This is a genomic window from Stenotrophomonas sp. YJH_SMC_53, from assembly GCF_059369995.1.
This window is the reverse complement of sequence record NZ_JCAFTF010000002.1, coordinates 152,357-171,452: the sequence shown is the minus strand read 5'-3', so window position 1 is coordinate 171,452 and position 19,096 is coordinate 152,357. Positions and strand designations below refer to the sequence as shown.

15 protein-coding genes are annotated in these 19,096 nt (G+C 68.2%); 9 read left to right on the top strand and 6 right to left on the bottom strand.

Annotated elements, in window-relative coordinates:
* Window positions 1-18: 18 nt before the first annotated feature.
* From phoU to rnt, 6 genes are all read left to right on the top strand, one after another.
* Window positions 19-726: a phosphate signaling complex protein PhoU gene (phoU, locus tag AC5P7X_RS03325; RefSeq protein ID WP_005415893.1), complete on the top strand. Its 708-nt coding sequence runs from the start codon at window positions 19-21 to the stop codon at window positions 724-726.
* A gap of 237 nt (window positions 727-963) precedes the next feature.
* Window positions 964-1,317 (top strand): hypothetical protein, encoded by a 354-nt coding sequence (locus tag AC5P7X_RS03320; RefSeq protein ID WP_495214416.1) that lies wholly within the window; start codon window positions 964-966, stop codon window positions 1,315-1,317.
* Entirely contained in the window at window positions 1,304-2,179 is an 876-nt protein-coding gene (locus AC5P7X_RS03315) for an HvfB family MNIO-type RiPP peptide maturase (RefSeq protein WP_495214415.1), read from the top strand. The genes AC5P7X_RS03320 and AC5P7X_RS03315 overlap by 14 nt, the downstream gene beginning before the upstream one ends.
* The gene (locus AC5P7X_RS03310) at window positions 2,172-2,927 is read left to right on the top strand and encodes an HvfC family RiPP maturation protein (RefSeq protein WP_012479632.1); all 756 of its coding nucleotides are present in this window, start codon (window positions 2,172-2,174) and stop codon (window positions 2,925-2,927) included. The genes AC5P7X_RS03315 and AC5P7X_RS03310 overlap by 8 nt, the downstream gene beginning before the upstream one ends.
* 25 nt (window positions 2,928-2,952) lie before the next feature.
* Window positions 2,953-3,474 (top strand): HvfX family Cu-binding RiPP maturation protein, encoded by a 522-nt coding sequence (locus AC5P7X_RS03305; RefSeq protein WP_012479631.1) that lies wholly within the window; start codon window positions 2,953-2,955, stop codon window positions 3,472-3,474.
* A 234-nt stretch (window positions 3,475-3,708) separates the two neighbouring features.
* On the top strand, window positions 3,709-4,293 hold the full coding sequence (gene rnt, locus AC5P7X_RS03300; RefSeq protein ID WP_005408782.1) for a ribonuclease T: 585 nt from the start codon (window positions 3,709-3,711) through the stop codon (window positions 4,291-4,293).
* A 411-nt stretch (window positions 4,294-4,704) separates the two neighbouring features.
* Here the strand turns inward: rnt and AC5P7X_RS03295 are convergent, their stop codons facing one another.
* From AC5P7X_RS03295 to AC5P7X_RS03285, 3 genes are all read right to left on the bottom strand, one after another.
* Window positions 4,705-7,731, bottom strand: coding sequence for a two-component regulator propeller domain-containing protein (locus tag AC5P7X_RS03295; protein WP_346607982.1), 3,027 nt, complete (start codon window positions 7,729-7,731; stop codon window positions 4,705-4,707).
* Between the two features lie 176 nt (window positions 7,732-7,907).
* Window positions 7,908-9,317 (bottom strand): ATP-binding protein, encoded by a 1,410-nt coding sequence (locus AC5P7X_RS03290; protein ID WP_053499929.1) that lies wholly within the window; start codon window positions 9,315-9,317, stop codon window positions 7,908-7,910.
* Between the two features lie 6 nt (window positions 9,318-9,323).
* Window positions 9,324-10,052, bottom strand: coding sequence for a response regulator (locus AC5P7X_RS03285; RefSeq protein ID WP_005415886.1), 729 nt, complete (start codon window positions 10,050-10,052; stop codon window positions 9,324-9,326).
* A gap of 204 nt (window positions 10,053-10,256) precedes the next feature.
* Between AC5P7X_RS03285 and AC5P7X_RS03280 the strand changes: the two genes are divergently transcribed.
* Genes AC5P7X_RS03280 through AC5P7X_RS03270 form a run of 3 tightly spaced genes read left to right on the top strand, consistent with a single transcriptional unit; the run spans window position 10,257 to window position 14,889 of the window.
* Window positions 10,257-11,498 (top strand): efflux RND transporter periplasmic adaptor subunit, encoded by a 1,242-nt coding sequence (locus AC5P7X_RS03280; RefSeq protein WP_032954055.1) that lies wholly within the window; start codon window positions 10,257-10,259, stop codon window positions 11,496-11,498.
* The gene (locus AC5P7X_RS03275; protein WP_053499927.1) at window positions 11,495-13,453 is read left to right on the top strand and encodes a MacB family efflux pump subunit; all 1,959 of its coding nucleotides are present in this window, start codon (window positions 11,495-11,497) and stop codon (window positions 13,451-13,453) included. Before AC5P7X_RS03280 ends, AC5P7X_RS03275 begins: the two co-directional genes overlap by 4 nt.
* Window positions 13,450-14,889, top strand: coding sequence for an efflux transporter outer membrane subunit (locus tag AC5P7X_RS03270; protein ID WP_206619703.1), 1,440 nt, complete (start codon window positions 13,450-13,452; stop codon window positions 14,887-14,889). The genes AC5P7X_RS03275 and AC5P7X_RS03270 overlap by 4 nt, the downstream gene beginning before the upstream one ends.
* Window positions 14,890-15,006: 117 nt before the next feature.
* Here the strand turns inward: AC5P7X_RS03270 and rlmB are convergent, their stop codons facing one another.
* The 3 genes from rlmB to rnr all read right to left on the bottom strand — a co-directional run bounded on the left by rlmB (window position 15,007) and on the right by rnr (window position 18,969).
* On the bottom strand, window positions 15,007-15,750 hold the full coding sequence (rlmB, locus tag AC5P7X_RS03265) for a 23S rRNA (guanosine(2251)-2'-O)-methyltransferase RlmB (protein ID WP_372485913.1): 744 nt from the start codon (window positions 15,748-15,750) through the stop codon (window positions 15,007-15,009).
* A gap of 148 nt (window positions 15,751-15,898) precedes the next feature.
* Window positions 15,899-16,381 carry a GFA family protein gene (locus AC5P7X_RS03260; protein WP_495214414.1) on the bottom strand — a complete coding sequence of 161 codons (483 nt, stop codon included), beginning with the start codon at window positions 16,379-16,381 and terminating at the stop codon, window positions 15,899-15,901.
* Between the two features lie 122 nt (window positions 16,382-16,503).
* Window positions 16,504-18,969: a ribonuclease R gene (gene rnr, locus AC5P7X_RS03255; RefSeq protein ID WP_495214413.1), complete on the bottom strand. Its 2,466-nt coding sequence runs from the start codon at window positions 18,967-18,969 to the stop codon at window positions 16,504-16,506.
* Window positions 18,970-19,096: the final 127 nt, after the last annotated feature.

Here is a 19,096-nt window from a genome sequence, read left to right as displayed (position 1 = left end):
CTACCCGGATTGCAGACCATGAATCTTCCCAACGACCACATCGTCAAGAGCTACGACGAGGAGCAGCAGCGCCTGGTGGCCGAAATCGTGCGCATGGGCGAGATGGCCGTCGCCCAGCTCGAAGCGGCGATGGACGTGATCGAGAAACGCGACGAGAACGCCGCCCATCGCATCATCGCCAACGACGAAGCGATCGATGCGCTTGAGCAGCAGATCAGCCATGACGTGATGCGCCTGGCGCTGCGTGGCCCGATGGCGCGCGACCTGCGCGAGATCCTGGCGGGCCTGCGCATCCCGGCCGACATCGAACGCATCGGCGACTATGCGGCCAACGTCGCCAAGCGCTCGATCGCGCTGGGCAAGGTGCCGCCGCTGCCGCAGATCCAGGGCCTGCGCGCGCTGGGCCGCCTGGCCGCGCAGCAGGTGCGCCGTGCCATCGCCGCCTACCGCGACAACGATGCCGAGGCCGCACTGGCACTGCGCGAGGACGACGCCCGCCTGGACGCCCAGTACACCGCGCTGTTCCGCGAGCTGCTGACGTACATGATGGAAGACCCGCGCAACATCACCCCGTGCACCCACCTGCTGTTCATGGCCAAGAACCTGGAGCGCGTGGGCGATCACGCCACCAACATCGCCGAGAACGTGTGGTTCCTGGTGCACGGCGAGCAGCCGCTGCCACCGCGTGAAAAGCGCGACGAGACCTCCAGCACCGGCCAGCCCTGACGCTGCATTGCAACACCGGAGTCGACTCCAAGGTGGCCGCTGTCCTGTGACAGCGGCCTTCCTTTTTTGCGGTGTTCCACCCGCGTTGTGGGCGCCGTGCTTGCCCGGCGCAGACCTTCCGGATGCTTCTGTAACAAATCTCACGAAAATTTGAGTTCTTGGCGAGGATTCGTTGAGTAGGATCGCTGCACCATCGATTCACCCCGGGCACCTGCCCACCACCCAGGAGTAAGACCGATGAGCAGTTCCAACAAGACCCTGTCCCTGCTGACCGCTACCGCCCTGGCCGCCGGCCTGGGCATGACCGCCAGTGCCTCGGCCCTGAGCATGAGCGACCTCGCCCAGGGCTACCTGGTGGCCGGCCAGGCGGCCAAGGCCAGCACCGATGCCAAAGCCGCCGATAACAAGATGGCCGCTGACGCGACCAAGCACGCCGAAGGCAAGTGCGGCGCCGACGGCAAGAGCGGCGAAGGCAAGTGCGGCGCCGACAAGGGCAAGGCTGCCGGCGCAGCGGGCGCCAAGGCCAAGACCGGCGACACGAAGTCGGCTGAAGGCAAGTGCGGCGAAGGCAAGTGCGGTGGCAAGCACTGACGCCCGCGCCAGCCTCGTCCACCCGCGGTCGCCGCTTCGTGCGGCGGCCGCCGGGTTGGGCCTGCGCCGGGCGCTGCTGCAGGACCTGCGTGACGCCCCGGAAGGCGACTTCGACTTCCTCGAATGCGCACCGGAGAACTGGATCCATGTCGGCGGCCCGGCCGGTGATGCCCTGGCCGAACTGGCGCAGCGCCATCCGCTGAGCTGCCACGGCCTGTCGCTGTCGCTGGGCGGCAGTGCACCGCTGGATACCCAGCTGCTGGAACAGGTCGGCCGGTTCCTGGAGAAGCACCGCGTGCCGCTGTACAGCGAGCACCTCAGCTACTGCAGCGACGACGGCCACCTGTACGACCTGCTGCCGATTCCCTTTACCGACGAAGCCGTGCGCCATACCGCCGCGCGCATCCGCAAGGTGCAGGACCTGCTCGGCCGCCGTATCGCGGTGGAGAACGTGTCCTACTACCTGGCACCCACGCCGGCGATGGACGAACTGGCCTTCACCAATGCCGTGCTTGCCGAAGCCGACTGCGACCTGCTGCTGGACGTCAACAATGTCTACGTCAACGCCTGCAACCACGGCTACGATGCCGATGCCTTCATCGCCGGCCTGCCTGCACGGCGCATCGTCTGCCTGCATGTGGCCGGGCACCTGGACGAGGCACCCGACCTGAAGATCGATACCCACGGCAGCGCGGTGATCGATCCGGTCTGGGCGCTGCTGGCGCGTACCTATGCACGCATCGGCCCGCGTCCCACCCTGCTCGAACGCGATTTCAATTTCCCGCCGTATGCAGAACTGCAGGGCGAACTGCAGACCATCCGCCGCCTGCAGGCCACACATGCCGGGGCGGCACATGGCTGATTCCGCCGACACCCTGCGCGCGCAGCAGCACGCCTTCACCGCGCACCTGCGCAACCCGCAGGCGGTACCCGCACCGGCCGGACTGGAGCCACGCCGGGTCGCGGTGTATCGGCACCTGCTGTTCAACAACCTGCTCGGCCTGTTGAGCAACGGTTTCCCGGTCTGCGTGCGCCTGCTTGGCGAACCGGCCTGGAGCGCCCTGGTGCGCCACTACTTCGCCACGCATCGCTGCCAGACACCGTTGTTCACCGAGCTGGCCGCCGAGTTCGTGCAGTGGCTGCAGGCGCAGCCGCAGCTGCCGCACCCGGCGCTGGCCGAACTGGCCCACTACGAGTGGGTGGAAACCGCGCTGTACCAGCTGCAGGCCGAACCGCTTCCTGCGCCTGGCGATACTGATCCACTTCGGGTGCCGCTGCGGCGTTCGCCGCTGGCATGGCCGCTGCTGTATCAATGGCCGGTGCACCGTCTCGGTGCAGAGGATGCGCCGACCCAGCCCCTTCCAGAACCCACCGGCCTGCTGGTCCGCCGCGAAGCCGACGGTGAAGTGCGATTCGCCGCGCTCAGCCCGCTGGCGGTACACCTGCTGGCGAGCATCGGCGAACGGCCCGGCCTGGAAGGACAGACGTACCTGCAGCAGCTGGCCACCTCGCACGGGCTGGCCGAGGACGTACTGGCCGAGCCCGGTGCCGCACTGCTGCTGCAGTTCCTGCAGGCCGGCGTGATCGGCCCGCTCGCCCCCCCGCCCTGACGCCTCTTCCACTGGAGATCCAACGATGAACCTGCCGCTCCTGGCCGCCGCGCGCGGCCGGCTGGACCGTCTCGCCCCCTGGTTGGCGCCGCTGGGCCTGCGCGTGCTGCTGGCCTGGGAATACTTCGAATCCGGCCGTGAGAAGCTGCACGGCCAGAACTGGTTCGCCGACCTGCAGGGCGCCTTCCCGTTCCCGTTCAACCAACTGCCTGCTGCCCTGAACTGGCAGCTGGCCACCTGGTTCGAACTGGTCGGCGCGGCCTGCCTGCTGTTTGGTTTCGGTACCCGTTTCGCCGCCGCCAGCCTGCTGGTGCTGACCGTGGTGGCGACCTATGCGGTGCATTGGCCGATGCAATGGAATTCGCTGGGTGACCTCGCGATGGGGTATGCCATCAGCGACCAGGGCTACGGCAACTTCAAGCTGCCGGTGCTGTTCATGGCCATGCTGCTGCCGCTGATCTTCACTGGCGCCGGCAAGCTGAGCGTGGACGCCTGGTTGGCCCGGTGGCAGCCATCGGTCACGACGGCACGGCCTGCGGTGCGCTAGATGCCGACCGGGGTTGGCGCGCCGTGTGCCAACCAAGGTTGGCACCTGCCGGAATCCAGAGCGTGCGGTGCCCGGTAGGTGTCGACCTTGGTCGACACACGCCCACGCAGGGAGCCCATGCACAGAAAGCTGGCCGGGCGCTCAGGGTCGCTCTGCTAGAATTCACGCATGACTGACTCCCCCTCCGCACCTGCCGCCGCTCCCGATTCCGCAGTACCCCAGGCGCAGCGCGCGATGTCACAACGCTTCCGCGGCTTCCTGCCGGTGGTGGTGGATGTGGAAACCGGCGGCTTCGACAGCCAGCGCAATGCGCTGCTGGAAATCGCTGCGGTGCCGATCGAGATGGACGAGAACGGCCTGCTCTACCCCGGCCAGACCGCCAGTGCCCACGTGGTCCCGGCCGAGGGCCTGGAGATCGACCCGAAGTCGCTGGAAGTGACCGGCATCATCCTCGACCACCCGTTCCGGCTGGCCAAGGAAGAAAAAGCGGCGTTGGACCACATCTTCACTCCGGTGCGTGCGGCGATGAAGAAGTACGGCTGCCAGCGCGCGATCCTGGTGGGCCACAACGCCCATTTCGACCTCGGCTTCGTCAACGCGGCCGTGGCCCGCACCGGCCACAAGCGCAACCCGTTCCACCCGTTCAGCGTGTTCGACACGGTCACCCTGGCCGGTATCGCCTACGGCCAGACCGTGCTGGCGCGTGCGGCCACCGCCGCCGGGCTGGGTTGGGATGCCAACGAGGCACACAGTGCGGTGTATGACACCGAGCAGACCGCGCGGCTGTTCTGCACCATCGCCAACGCCTGGCCGCGGTGAAGCGGCCAACGGCGGCGCCCCTCGTGGCGTGAAGCGAATCATCAGTTGGGCCGGACGGGTGGACTGCGCAGGGGACGCTGCAAGTACGTCCATGTAAGCTCGGTCGCCGCTTGCTCGTGTGCGCTGTCCTGCGCACACGGCAAGACCGGGGTTGGGCATCCGGCCCAACCCGCCCGAGGCATGCCTCAGGCCCTTGCGGCTCACGCCCCTGCGCAGCCCACCCGTCCGGCCACGGGCACGTTGCTGGGTGCCACGGAAAGATCAGAAAAGCAGGAGCAACAGCGGATCGCTGCGCTCGTTGGGGCTGCCGACGACCTCTGTGGTGGGTACTCCTTTGGTGGGTGCCGACCATTGGTCGGCACCGCCGGTTGGTGCGGCACTCCAGTAGATCCACGCCATGCGTGGATGCGATCAACCAATACTCGTGCGATCGCGGCCGTCGCTCTTGGCGCGGTACAGCGCGCGGTCGGCGCGCTGGCACAGCAGCGCCGGGGTGCGGTCGTCGGCATCCAGCTCTACCAGGCCCGCACTGAAGGTCACACGCAGGCCCGCCACGCCGGCCCAATCGGGATGGTCATGGAACAGGCCACGCAGGCGCGCGCACAGCTGTGCGGCTTCCTCCAGGCGGGTGTCGTTGAGCAGCAGCGCGAACTCTTCGCCGCCGGTGCGCGCCGGCAGGTCGGAGTCGCGGCAGGCCGCTGCGATCAATGACGCCACCTGCACCAGCACGGCATCGCCGATGCTGTGGCTGTGGCGGTCGTTGACCTCCTTGAAGTGATCGATGTCGAGCACCACCAGGCACAGCGGATGACCACTGCGCTGGGACCGGGCGAAGTCACGCGCCAACGTTTCGTCGAAGGCGCGGCGATTGGCCAGGCCGGTCAGCACATCCTCGCGGGCCTGGCGCTCGAAGGCTTCGGCCTGGCGCGCCAGGCGCTCGGCCAGTTCGGTCTTTTCCTGGTTCAGCGCCTGCAGGTGCACCGTCTTGGCCTGCAGGTCGAAGGTCGCTTCGTCCACCCGCCGTGCCAGGCGCAGGTTGCTGGCCTTCAGCTGCTGCAGCAGCAGCCGGTACAGCGCCACCAGTCCGGTCAGCAGCAGCATCCCCGACAGCACCTGCACGCTGCGGCGCTGCCACCAGAACGGTTCCACGGTGAAGCTCCACACCGCCTCCTGTTGGCCCCAGCTGCCGCCGGGATGGGCGGCCGCCACATGCAGGGTGTAGTCGCCCGGCGGCAGGCCGACGAACTCAACGCTGCGCTGCGGGCCGCGCTCGACCCAGCCGGCATCCAGCCCGTCCAGCCGCGTGCGATAGCGGATCCGGTCGGACATCAGGTAGCTCAGGCCGACATAGCTCACCGCCAACCGGCGCCCCCCGGGAATGTGGTTGCGATCTCGCCCTTCCCAATGCACCGGCGCCCCATCCACCTGCACGCTCTCGATCGCGGCCGGCGGCGATGGCCGCTCGCGGAAACGCTGCAGGCGCTGCGGGTCGACCGTGCTCAGGCCGCCGGCAGTGACCACCCAGAACGTGCCGTCCTGGCGCAGGATCGCCGATGGGCTGGAGCTGCCGTTGGCCTGTGCATTGGCCATACCGTCGATCTCGTTGTAGCGCTCCACCCCCACCCGCGGCGTGCGGCCATCGGCCACGGCGTTGAGGGTGGCCATATCGGTGCGCAACACGCCGCGATTGCTGCTGATCCACACATTGCCAAGGCGATCCGGCACCAGCTGGAACACCGCATCCACCGGCATGCCCTGCTCCAGGCCGACCCGCGCCAGCGCACCGTTGCGCCAACGGTACAGGCCACGATCACTGCTGATCCACATCGCGTCGCCCAGCTGGTGGAAGCCGAACACGCTGCGGCCACCGCCCAGCGGCGCCAGGTCGATCGACTGCACGTGGTCGCCGCGCAGCACGCGGATACCTTCGATGGTGCCGATCCACAGGTTGCCCTGATGGTCATGCTCAAGCGCGGTGATCAGGCCGCCGGGCATGCCCGGCACGTTCGAGACCTGCACATGGTCGCCGTCGATGCGCACCACGCCCTTCTGCGTGCCGGCCCAGACCACGCCCTGGGAATCAACGCTGATCGCACGGATGTTGCCACCCGGCATGCCGTCGGCTGCCGCGTAGTTGTGGCGCAGGTGGCCGTCACGGCCGAGCCGGTAGACCCCATCGCCGAAGGTTCCGACCCACAGGTCACCGTCCGGCCCCTGTGCCAGGCTCAGCACCGAAGGTGCCTTGCCGCCGCGGTTGTGCAGCGGCATCGCCCGGAAACGGCCGTCTGCGGTCCGCATGTCAAGCCCGCTGGCGCTGCCGACCCACAGCTGGCGATCGCGATCCTCGAATACCGTGCGCACGTAATCGCCACTGAGCCCATCGCGCTCGGTGTAGCTGCTGAACAGTGTTTCGCGCAGGCGATAGAGCCCCCCGTTGGCGCCCACCCAGATGCTGCCTTCGGCATCCTCGCGCAGGCTGACCACGCGTCCGCCCGGCAGGTTCAGACCGGCCGGCAGTCGCTCCAGGCCATGTGCGGAGATGCGCAGCAGGCCCTGGTTCTCGGTGCCCAGCCACAGGTCACCGTGCCGGTCCTGCAGCATCGAGGTCATGTGCAGCTGGCCCGGCAGGCGGTGCACCAGCACCAGCTGGTCGTCCTGCACCCGGTACAGGCGCTCACCGGCGACGATCCACAACGCGCCATCCGGCGCGCGGTAGGGCCACGACAGGCCACTGCCGGCACCCAGCCCCCATGCGGCGGGGGCGCGCTTGAGCACGCCATCGTTGTCGCGCAGCACCAGCCCGTCCAGCGTACCGACCCAGACCCGGTCCTGCGCATCGACCACCAGCCTGGTGAAGCTCATCGCCATCGGCAGGTCCGCCGCCGGCGCCTGATAGACAATGCCGCTGTCCGGCGTCAGGTAGCCGATGCCCTTGCCTTCGTACAGCAGCCACAGCCGCCCCTGGCTGTCCATCTGCATGGACTGGATCAGCACCTGCGGCGTATCGGCCTGGTGCTCCCACACCCGCCATTGGCCATCACTGCCACGGTGGCTGACGTTCCCGCGCGAATCACTGATCCACAGTCCGCCCTGGCGGTCGACGAACAGGGCGCCGATGCCGTTGTCGCGCAGGCCCGGGCGCGTGCTGCGGTCGAACACGGTGAAATCCAGGCCGTTGTAGCGCACCAGCCCTTCCCAGGTGGCGAACCAGAGATGGCCTTCCGGCGTCTGCGCGATGTCGCGCAGCGAGTTGTGCGGCAGGCCGTTGCGCGAGGTCCATACATCGATGGCGTAGTCGCGCAGCGGGGGCGCGCCTTCCTGCGCAGCCAACGGCAGCGCAAGGGCCAGCAGCAGCCACAACAGGCCCTGCCGCAGTGCCCGCCTGAATCCTGATGCGCGGCGCTCCACCCAGCGCCTCTTGTCCCCCTGCCCGCCCATCACCGCAGCGGCGGCGGCCAGGTGCGGCTGCAGGACGCGGCAGCGTGCGGGAACAGCCGGGCAGCGTGCAATGGCATGCCGGCAGGAACGGGCTGGCTCATCGGGAGGAGACTGGGGAGATGCGCAGATGATAGGCCAAACCCCGGCCCCGGCGTCACCGTCCGCAGCGCGCCGACTCAGCCGGCGCGGCCGGGCGCCACCACCTGGGCACTGGCCGGCCACTGCACCACCGCCTCCAGGCCACCTTCGGCCCGGTTGCGCAGCCACAGCCGGGCACCGTCCTTCTCGGCCAGGGCGCGCGCGATGGTCAGGCCCAGGCCGGCCCCGCCGGTTTCGCGCGAACGCGAGGTCTCCACCCGCACGAACGGATCGAACACCGCCTCCAGCTGCTCTTCGGCCAGGCCCGGGCCGTCATCGGCCACCACCACGGTAATCGCACCGCCGCTGCGCTCAACCCGCACCCGGGCCCGCTGCGCGTACATCACCGCGTTGTCCACCAGGTTGGAGAACAGCCGGTGCATGGCCAACGGACGCAACATCAGCACCGAACCACTGCCCCCTTCGAAGACCACATCACCGCCGCCTTCGGCGGCGTCCTCGACAATGCTCTCCAGCAGCGAATCCAGGTCCAGTGCGGCGCGCTGCTCGGCACTCTCGGCGCTGCGCGCCAGTTCCAGGCCCTCGCGCACCAGCGCCTGCATCGCCGCCAGGTCGCCGATCAGGCGCTCACGCAGGGCCTCGTCGCTGACATTCTCCAGGCGCAGGCGCAGCCGTGTCAGCGGCGTCTGCAGGTCGTGGGTGATCGCCGCCAGCATCTGCGTGCGTTCGGCCAGGTGCCGCTGCAGGCGGTGCTGCATGGCGTTGAAGGCTTCGGCGGCACGCTGCACTTCGCGCGGCCCGCGCAGTGGCAACGGGTCGCGCTGCAGGTCATCGCCAAGGTCTTCTGCGGCTGCGGCCAGTTCCTGCAGCGGCGCGCTGGCCATGCGCGCGACGATATAGGCCAGCACGGCAATCGCCAGCACCAGCAGGGTCAGGAACCATGGGTCCACGGCGAGGATGCCGTTGTGCGCCACTGCCGGCGAGTCCAGCGCCAGCTTCAGCAGCGTGCCGTCGTTGAGGGTCACGTCCACCGCGCGGCATTTGGGCGGGATGAACGCGGGGTCGCGTTCGCGCGGCGGCCGCCGGTGGCCCGGCGGCGGCGGCGGCAGCAGCTCCTGCAGTTTGGGAATGCAGGAGCGGAACGAAGCGAAGTGCACGTGCGCGCGCGACACCGGCCCGGGGCGGTCTTCCAGCACTTCCATCAGCGCCGTGTCGGCACGCCCCAGGCGTGCGCCCGGCTGCAGCGCGCGCACGCTCGGCCCGCCGATCGCCAGCAGGCGCTCGCGCAGCTCCGGATTGCCGTCCAGCAGGTTGACGTAGCCCTGCAGGCGGTCGGCGATGCGGTTCAGGTTCTGCCGCTCGAACTCCTGCTGGCGCTTGGAGGTGGCCAGCATGGTCGCGCCGATCGCAGCCACCGCCATGCCCAGCAGCAGGATCACGAACAACCGCCCGACCATCGAGGACAGGAAATGGCGCAGGCGCTTCATCGCGGTCTATTCCAGGTTGACCGACGAGGCCAGCACGTAGCCTTCGTTGCGAACGGTCTTGATCAGTCCATCCGGGCCACCATCGTCGCCCAGCTTGTTGCGCAGGCGGCTGACCTGCAGGTCGATCGCGCGGTCCTGAGCCTCGTAGTTGCGGCCACTGCTGAGCGCGACCAGCTGCTCGCGCGACAGCACCTTGTTGGCGTGGGCGATGAACACCCGCAGCAGGCGGAACTCGGCGCCGGACAGCACCACCACGCGGCCATCCGGATCGACCAGGTGGCGATGCTCGAGGTCGAATACCCAGCGCGAGAAACGCGCGCGGCGTACCGCCAGTGGTTCCAGGTTGGCCGGCAGCGCCTCGGTCCGGCGCAGCACGTTGCGGATGCGCGCCAGCAGCTCGCGCGGCTCGAACGGCTTGGCCAGGTAGTCGTCGGCGCCCATTTCCAGGCCCAGCACGCGGTCGATCGGCTCGGCCCGCGCGGTCAGCATGATCACCGGCGTGTTCGAACGTGCACGCAGGTCACGGCACAGGGTCAGACCATCCTCGCGCGGCAGGTTGAGGTCCAGCACGATCAGGTCCACGTGCTCGCGGTCCAGCAGTTGGCGCATGGCGGTGCCATCGGCCGCAGTGCTCACCTGGTAGCCGGCGCGGCCGAGCTGCTCGGCCAGCAGCGTGCGGATGTCGTTGTCGTCGTCGACGATCAGCAGTCGATGCATCGGGTTTTCAGTCTCCATGTCGCGATCATCCCGTGTCGGCAGCTGAACCGCATCCGGGGCAATGCGTACCAGTGTATCCACCCACGGGCGGGATACCTGTGGTTACGCCTGTTCACCGACAGTGTTACATACGGACATACCCCGAGGATTGAGCCGTCCATCGCCCGGTCTTCACAATGCCCACCAACGCCGCCCTCGCGGCCTCGAGAGTGAAGCCACGACGTGACGTTCCGCCTGCTGCCAGCGACCCGCCGGAGTCGCCTGATGCTGATCGCCCTGCTCGCCCTGATCGTCGCCGCGACCGCCTGGTGGCTGCTGCGCAAGCCCGCCGCCCCGGCGGTGGCAACCTCGCCGGTCAGCCGCGGTGACATCGAACAAACGGTGGATGCCACCGGCGTGATCGACGCCTACAAGCTGGTCAGCGTCGGCGCGCAGGCCTCGGGCCAGATCAAATCGCTGAAGGTACAGCTGGGCGACACCGTGAAGGAAGGCGACCTGATCGCCGAGATCGATGCCACCACCCAGCAGAACCAGGTGCTCAACGCGCAGGCCTCGCTGGACCAGGTCACCGCCCAGCGCGCCGTGCAGCAGGCCACCCTGCGCCAGGCCGAACTAGAGTTCGCGCGCCAGCAGCAGATGCTGGCCGCCGAGGCCACCTCGCGCCAGGAATACGATGCCGCCGAAGCGCAGCTGAAGACCGCCCGTGCCCAGCTGCAGTCCTACGAGGCGCAGATCAAGGGCCGCGAAACCGAGCTGGGCACCGCCCGCGCCAACCTGGCCTACACCCGCATCACCGCGCCGATGGACGGCACCGTGGTCGCGGTGGTGGCCGAGGAAGGCCGTACCGTGAACGCCAACCAGACCGCACCGACCATCGTCATGCTGGCGCGGCTGGACGTGGTCACCGTCAATGCCGAGATCTCCGAGGCCGACGTGGTCAAGATCAAGCCCGGCATGCCGGTGTACTTCACCACCCTGGGCGACCCGGACCGCAAGTATCACGCCACGCTGCGCCAGATCAATCCGGCGCCGGCCTCGATCGCCAACGAGAATTCGTCCAGCTCCAGCAGCTCCTCCAGCTCCAGCTCCAGCAGCGCGGTCTACTACAACGCGCTGTTTGATGTGGAAAACCCGGACGGCACGCTGCGCATCGACATGACCGCGCAGGTCTCGGTACTGCTCAAGCAGGCCAAGGGCGTGCTGATGGTGCCGGCGGTGGCACTGGGACCGAAGCGCCGTGGCGATGAGCGGATGGTGCGGGTGCTGGACGAGAAGGGCCAGCCGCAGCCGCGCAAGGTCACCGTCGGCATCAACAACGGCGCCTCGGCCGAGATCCTGTCCGGCTTGAAGGAAGGCGAGCGCGTGGTGGTCGGCGAAGCCGGTGCGGCCGGTGCCAGCGCCGGCGGCGGCAACCGCGGCGGCATGCAGATGCGGGTCGGCGGCCCGGGCATGGGGCGCCGATGAGCACGACGGCGCCGCTGCTGCGGCTGCGCGACCTGCGACGTGAATTCCCGGCCGGCGACGATGTGATCGCCGTGCTGCGCGACGTCCATCTCGACATCCACGCCGGCGAGATGGTCGCCATCGTCGGCCAGTCCGGCTCGGGCAAGTCGACGCTGATGAACATCCTCGGCTGCCTCGACCGTCCCACCCGCGGCAGCTACCAGGTGGCCGGCCGCGAAACCGGAAAGATGGAGCCGGACGAACTGGCCGAACTGCGCCGCGAGCATTTTGGTTTCATCTTCCAGCGCTACCACCTGCTCGGCGACCTCGACGCGCGCGGCAATGTGGAAGTGCCGGCGGTGTATGCCGGCAGTCCCGGCCCGGTGCGCAACGCGCGTGCCGAGCAACTGCTGCAGCGGCTGGGCCTGGGCGACCGCATGCATCACAAGCCAGGCCAGCTTTCCGGTGGCCAGCAGCAGCGCGTGTCGATCGCACGCGCCCTGATGAACGGCGGCGAGGTGATCCTGGCCGACGAACCAACAGGCGCGCTCGATACGAAATCCGGTGAGGAAGTGATGGCGATCCTCGGCGAACTGCATGCCGAAGGCCACACCATCATCATCGTCACCCACGACATGAGCGTGGCCCAGCACGCACAGCGCATCATCGAGATCCGCGATGGCGAGATCATTGCCGACCGCGCCAATCCGGATGCGCCGAGTTACCGCGCCCAGCGCGAAGCCAGTACCGGCGTCGCCCACGGCAATAGCTGGCGGGCGGCCCGCGACCGCTTCACCGAAGCGTTCCGGATGGCGCTGCTGGCGATGAACGCCCATCGCCTGCGCACCTTCCTGACCATGCTCGGCATCATCATCGGCATCGCCTCGGTGGTCTCGGTGGTGGCGCTGGGCAATGGCTCGCAGCAGCAGATCCTGCAGAACATCAGCGCGCTCGGCACCAACACCATCGACGTCTATCCCGGCCGTGGTTTCGGCGACATGCGCTCGGCCCGGGTGCAGACGCTCAAGGCCAGCGATGCCGATGCACTGGCAAAGCAGAGCTATGTGGACAGCGCCACCCCCAGCGTATCGACCTCGGTCACCGCGCGTTATCGCAACCAGTCGTCGACCGCCCAGGTCAGCGGCGTCGGCGAGCAGTTCTTCCGGGTCAAGGGGGTAACCCTGCTCAGCGGCAGCTTCTTCGATGCCGATGCCGTGAGGGGCCTCGGCCAGGTAGCGGTGATCGACGAAAACACCCAGACCCAGTTCTTCCCCGATGTCGACCCGGTCGGCCAGGTGATCCTGCTCGGCAACGTGCCGGCACGCGTGGTCGGCGTGGCCAAGCGCCAGAGTTTCGGCTTCGGTGGCAGCACCAGCCTCAGCGTCTGGGTGCCCTACACCACGGTGATGTCGCGCATGCTCGGCCAGAGCCATGTCTCCAGCATCACCGTGCGCGTGGACGACAACACACCGATGGATGCCGCTCAGGAAGCGATCACCCGCCTGCTGACGATGCGCCACGGCACCGAGGATTTCTTCCTCAGCAACAGCGCGGAGATCCGCGACACCATCGAGCAGACCACGCGCACGATGACCCTGCTGATCGGTGCCATCGCCGCCATCGCGCTGCTGGTCGGCGGCATCGGCGTGATGAACATCATGCTGGTGTCGGTGACCGAGCGCACCCGAGAGATCGGGGTGCGCATGGCCGTTGGTGCACGACAAAGTGATATCCGCCAGCAGTTCCTGATCGAAGCGGTGCTGGTTTGCCTGCTCGGTGGCGTGCTCGGCATCGGCCTGGCCCTGCTGCTGGGCTCGATGATCGGCCGCTTCGCCAGCGACTTCCAGGTGCTGTTCTCCACCGCCTCGATCATTGCCGCCTTCGCCTGCTCGACCCTGATCGGCGTGGCATTCGGCTTCCTGCCCGCGCGCAATGCCGCGCAGCTTGACCCGGTAGAGGCCCTGGCACGCGAATGAAGATGATGAACCGACTGCCCTTCCCCGCCCCTTCGCGCCGGCTGCTGGCGGGTGCCGTTCTGCTCGCCCTGTCTGGCTGCGCTTCTGTCGGCCGCTATCCGGTGGCCGATCCCGATGTGGCGGCCCAGTATGGGCGTGGCGATGCCACCCTCAACGCACCGGCCGACGACCCGCGCAGCAGCATGGACACACCGGGCCACGACATCCGCCAGGACACCTGGTGGACCGGCTTCGGCGATGAACGCCTGGACCGCCTGGTGGCGCAGGCGCTGGCCGCCAACAGCGACCTGGCCGCCGCCGGCCTGGCCGTGCAGCGTTCGCGCCTGCAGGCCGGCCTGGCCAGCAACGCGCTGTGGCCGCAGCCTTCGTCATCGGGCGTCAGCGGCAATGCCAGCCGCGCCACCGACCAGGCCGACGACTGGCGCCGCAGCTACTCCACCGGCGTTTCGCTGGGCTGGGAGGTCGATCTGTGGGGACGCCTGCGGACCCAGCGCGACATCGCCCGCTGGGAAGCCGAAGCCAGCGAGGAAGACCGGCAGAATACCGCCCTGCTGGTGATCAGCGACACCATCACCCAGTACTGGAACCTGGCCTACCTGAACCAGTCGATCGCCACCGGCCAGGCCAACCTGGAGCGGCTGGAGCGCACCCGCGAACTGGTGCAGGCCCGCTTCGACGCCGGTGCGGTATCGCGTCTGGAAGTGCGCCAGGCGCTGCAGAACCTGCAATCGCAGCGCGCCTCGCAGAGCGCGCTGGAACAGCAGCGGGTGGAGGTGCGCAACGCACTGACCGTGCTGCTGGACGGCACGCCCTGGCCCCAGCAGGACGAACCTCAGGACCTGCTGGGCGCACGCAGCCCGCGCATTGTCGAGGGGCTGCCGGCCGACCTGCTCGGCCGCCGCCCCGACCTGCGTGCGGCAGAACTCCGCCTGCGCAACAGCCTGAAGACCATCAAGGTCACCGCCACCCAGTACTACCCGGCGCTGAGCCTGACCGGCAGCCTCGGTTCCAGTGCGACCTCGCTGGGCGATGTACTGCGCAATCCGGTGGCCACGCTGGGTGCCGGCCTTTCGCTGCCATTCCTCAACCTGCAGCGCGCGCAGCTGGATACCGATATCGCCGGCACCAGCTATCAGATCGCCGCGACCAATTTCCGCAAGACGCTGTACACCGCGCTCTCGGAAGTGGACAACGCACTGTCCGCGCGCGAGCAGCTGGCGCGCCAGGTCGCTGCCTCGCAGGCTTCGTACGAGGAAGCGGTGGAAGTGGAGCGCGCGCAGGAAGTGCGTTATCGCGTGGGTGCTACCGATCTGCGCACCTGGCTGGAAGCACAGCAGACCCGGCGCGATGCAGAGTTGTCGCTGGCGCGCGTGCGCCAGGGCCAGCTGAACAACGACGTGACCCTGTTCAAGGCGCTGGGCGGCAGCGCGGGCTGAGGCCTTCTGTAGAGCCGAGCCCATGCTCGGCTGCTTTTCGTCTGAATGCCCATGCGGCGCGGTGGGCCGCGCGCGGCAGCCGAGCGTGGGCTCGGCTCTACATGGGCTGTCGCCCGATCAACCGCGCTGGCGCACGGCTTCGAACAGGCTGACGCCGGCGGCGACGGAGACATTCAGGCTCTCGATCTCGCCCGGCATCGGGATCTTGACCAGGCCATCGCAGTTCTCGCGGGTCAGGCGGCGCAGGCCGTCGGCTTCGCCGCCCAGCACCAGCGCGATGTTGCCCTTCAGGTCCAGCTGGTACAGCGAGGCGGTGGCTTCACCGGCCAGGCCGTAGATCCACACGCCCTGCTTCTGCAGGTCCTTCAGGCAACGCGACAGGTTGGTTACCGCCACCACCGGGATGAGGTCGGCGGCGCCGGCCGAGGTCTTGCGCACGGTGGCGTTGACCGTGGCCGACTTGTCCTTGGGGATGATCACTGCAGTCGCACCGGCCGCAGCCGCCGAGCGCAGGCAGGCACCCAGGTTGTGCGGGTCCTGCACCTCATCCAGCACCAGCAGCAGCGCCTTGCCGTCGGCCGCAGTGACCAGGCCTTCCAGCTCGTTCTCGCTGTAGGTGCGGGCGGCGGCATAGCGCGCGGCCACGCCCTGGTGGCGCACCGAGCCCCCCACACCGTCCAGCGCCTGGCTGTTCACCTTGCGCACGTCGATGCCCTTGCGGCGGGCGTTTTCCTCGATCTCGGTCAGTCGCGGGTTCTTCGCACCGGCCTCGACCAGCACTTCGCGGACGTTCTCGGCGTCGTTCTCGATGGAGGAGGCGACGGCGTTGACGCCGACGATCCACTGGCTGTTCTTGCTCATGCGGGCGGGGACCGGAAAGGGGGTGGCTATGGTAGAGCATCGGCGGTCCGGGCGCTGCCGCGCCCCGCCTCCCTGTACAGCCGAGCCTGCGCTCGGCTGTCCTGGGTTCAGCCTGCGGCGACAGCGTGGAGACGGCGCTACAGGTGCGTCACCGGCTGCGCGGTGGCCAGTGCGGCGTGTCGTGGTCGGGGTGCTGGTGGGACACGATCGTGGCCAGGAAGTCCAGGGCCGCGATGTCCTCCTCGGTACGCCGTACGGGCAGGCTGGCCAGGCCGTCGACGAAGGGCAGCTTGCGCTCGACCCCGTACTGGATCGTCGGAGGCAGGCGTTCGGCTTCGTCGAACGCGCCGGCAGCCACCGCCACGCCATCGGGCGCTTCGTAGGTCAATGGCGTGCCGCAGTCGGCGCAGAAGCCACGCCGCACCACGTTGGACGACTGGAAATAGCGCGGCTGGCCGCGGGTCCAGCTGAACTCCACGCCGCGCACCGACACCAAGGGCGCGTAGAAGGCACCAAAGGCCTTCTGGCACATCCGGCAATGGCAGATCGAGCTGTCGGTCAGCGCACCACGCACGTGGAAGCGGATCGCGCCGCACTGGCAGCCGCCGCTGTATTCGGGTTGGCCTTGCATGCTGCTTTCCTCCGGAAGATCGTGTCGACCAAGGTCGACACCTACCTGACGAGCGGTGCGTGCCAACCAACGGTTGGCACCTACCGGGTGAGGTGGGTGCCGACCGTTGGTCGGCACGCCTTTCAATATTGCTTCTTGGTGCGCTTGGCCGGCTTGCCCCGCTCAGGCAGCGGCGGCAGCCCGTCACCCTCGTCCTCGCCCTTGTGTTCGACCAGCCGGAAGTCGATCTTGCGCTCTTCCATGCTGGCCTTCAGCACCAGGATGCGCACGCGGTCGCCCAGCCGGTAGCTGCCGCCGCGGCGCTCGCCGGTCAGCGTCTTGCGGGTCGCGTCGAACTTGTAATAGTCCTGCGGCAGCTGGGTCACGTGGACCAGGCCCTGCACCTTCGACTCGTCCAGTTCCACGAACAGGCCGAAGCTGGTCACGCCGCTGATCACGCCGTCGAACTGGCCGCCCACGTGCTTTTCCATCCACGCCGCACGGTAACGCTCGTCGACCTCGCGCTCGGCCTCGTCGGCACGGCGCTCACGCTCGGAACACTGCAGTGCCAGCGCGGCCATCTCGCGGGCGTTGTAGGTGAACTTGTCCAGCGGCTTGCCGGACAGCGCGTGCTTGATCGCGCGGTGTACCAGCAGGTCGGGATAGCGACGGATCGGCGAGGTGAAGTGCGCGTAGGCCTCCAGCGCCAGGCCGAAGTGGCCGTGGTTCTCCGGGCTGTAGATCGCCAGGCTCTGGCTGCGCAGCAGCACCGACTCCAGCAGCGTCGCATCAGGGCGGTCGCGGATCTTCTTCAGCAGTTTGGTGTAGTCACCCGGGCGCACCTTCGACCACGGCGGCAGGCTCAGCTTGAACTCCTTGAGGAATTCCAGCAGGTCGGCGTACTTGGTTTCCGGCGGCTTCTCGTGGATGCGGTACGGCGCCGGCACGTGGCGCGACAGCAGGTACCTGGCCGCCTCGACGTTGGCCGCGATCATGCATTCCTCGATCAGCTTGTGCGCGTCGTTGCGCACCAGCATGCCGGCCTGGGTGACTTCACCACGGTTGTCCAGCACGAAGCGCACCTCGCTGCTTTCGAACTCGATGGCGCCGCGCTTGGCACGTGCCTTGGACAGCACCTTGTACAGCTGGTGCAGGCGCTGCACCTGCGGCAACAGGTCGCCCATCCAGGCCTTGGTATCGGCATCGTCCTCGCCGACCGCCTTCCACACCTGGGTATAGGTCAGGCGCGCGTGCGAATTCATCACCGCCTCGTAGAATCGCGAATGCGTGACCAGGCCATCGCGGTCGATCTGCATGTCGCAGACGAAGCACATGCGGTCGACTTTCGGCATCAGCGAGCAGATGCCGTTGGACAGCGTCTCCGGCAGCATCGGCACCACGAAGCCCGGGAAGTACACCGAGGTGGCGCGCTTCTGCGCTTCCTCATCCAGCGGCGTACCGGGGCGCACGTAGTTGGAGACATCGGCAATGGCCACCACCAGGCGGAAGCCATCGGCATTCGGCTCGCAGTACACCGCGTCGTCGAAGTCCTTGGCATCCTCACCGTCGATGGTGACCAGCGGCGTGCTGCGCAGGTCGACACGGTCGCCGATCATCGCCGGCTCAACCACCAGCGGCACCGATGCGGCTTCGTCCAGCACCTCCTGCGGGAACTCGAACGGCAGCTCGTGACCGTGGATGGCGGTCTCCACCACCAGCGACGCGGTCAGCTTGTCGCCCAGCACGGCGATGATGCGGCCGATCGGCGGGCGGCGGCTGTCCGGGGCCTGGGTCAGTTCGCAGACCACCAGCTGGCCGTCGCGCGCGCCACCGGTCTGGTCCGGCGGCACCTGCACGTTGCGCTGCACGCGCTTGTCATCGGGCACCACGTAGTTGATGCCCATCTCGATGCTGAAGCGGCCGATCAGGCGGGTCATGCCGCGTTCGAGCACGCGCGCAATGCTGCCCTCGCGACGGCCCCGGTGATCGATGCCGGTCACGCGGGCGAGCACATTGTCGCCGTGCATCACCTTGCGCATTTCATACGGCGGCAGGAACAGGTCGTCGCCGCCCTCGACCGGACGCAGGAAACCGAACCCTTCCGGGTTGGCGATCACCACGCCGGTGACCAGGTTCAACGTCTGGATCGGGGCGAAACCGCCGCGGCGGTTCTGCACCAGCTGGCCATCACGGACCATGGCACCGAGCCGGCGCGACAGCGCCTCGGCCCGATCCGGTGCGGTCAGGCCCAGGCGTGCACCAAGTTCCTCGGCGGTCTGCGGCCCTTCGCAACGCTCCAGCAGGGCCAGGATGGCCTCGCGGCTGGCGATGGGCTGTTCGTATTTCTCGGCTTCGCGGGCGGCGTAGGGATCGTCGATCACCTTGCCGGTCGGCGGCAGCTTGCGGCCCGGGGCCGGGCCGGGCGCTGCCGCATCAGCGGTGCGGACCTTGCGGCCGCGCGGCGGCGTACCGCCTTCATTCAATTCGGGGAACCAGCCTGGCAGCGGCTTGCCCGGCTTGGGGGTGCGGGCTGCGCCCGCCTTCGGGCCCTTCTTCGGGGCTTGGCTGCGGGACTTGCTCCCGCCCTTGCTTGGTTTTTTGGTAGTCATCGCCCTACATGGTAGCCGTTGATGGCGTGCAGAACGGGTCAGCGCCCGCCCTGGAGGCGTTGGATGAAATAATTTCAGGAAGTCGTTGACAGCTCCCGGATTCATCTTCACAATTGCGCCTCTGGAA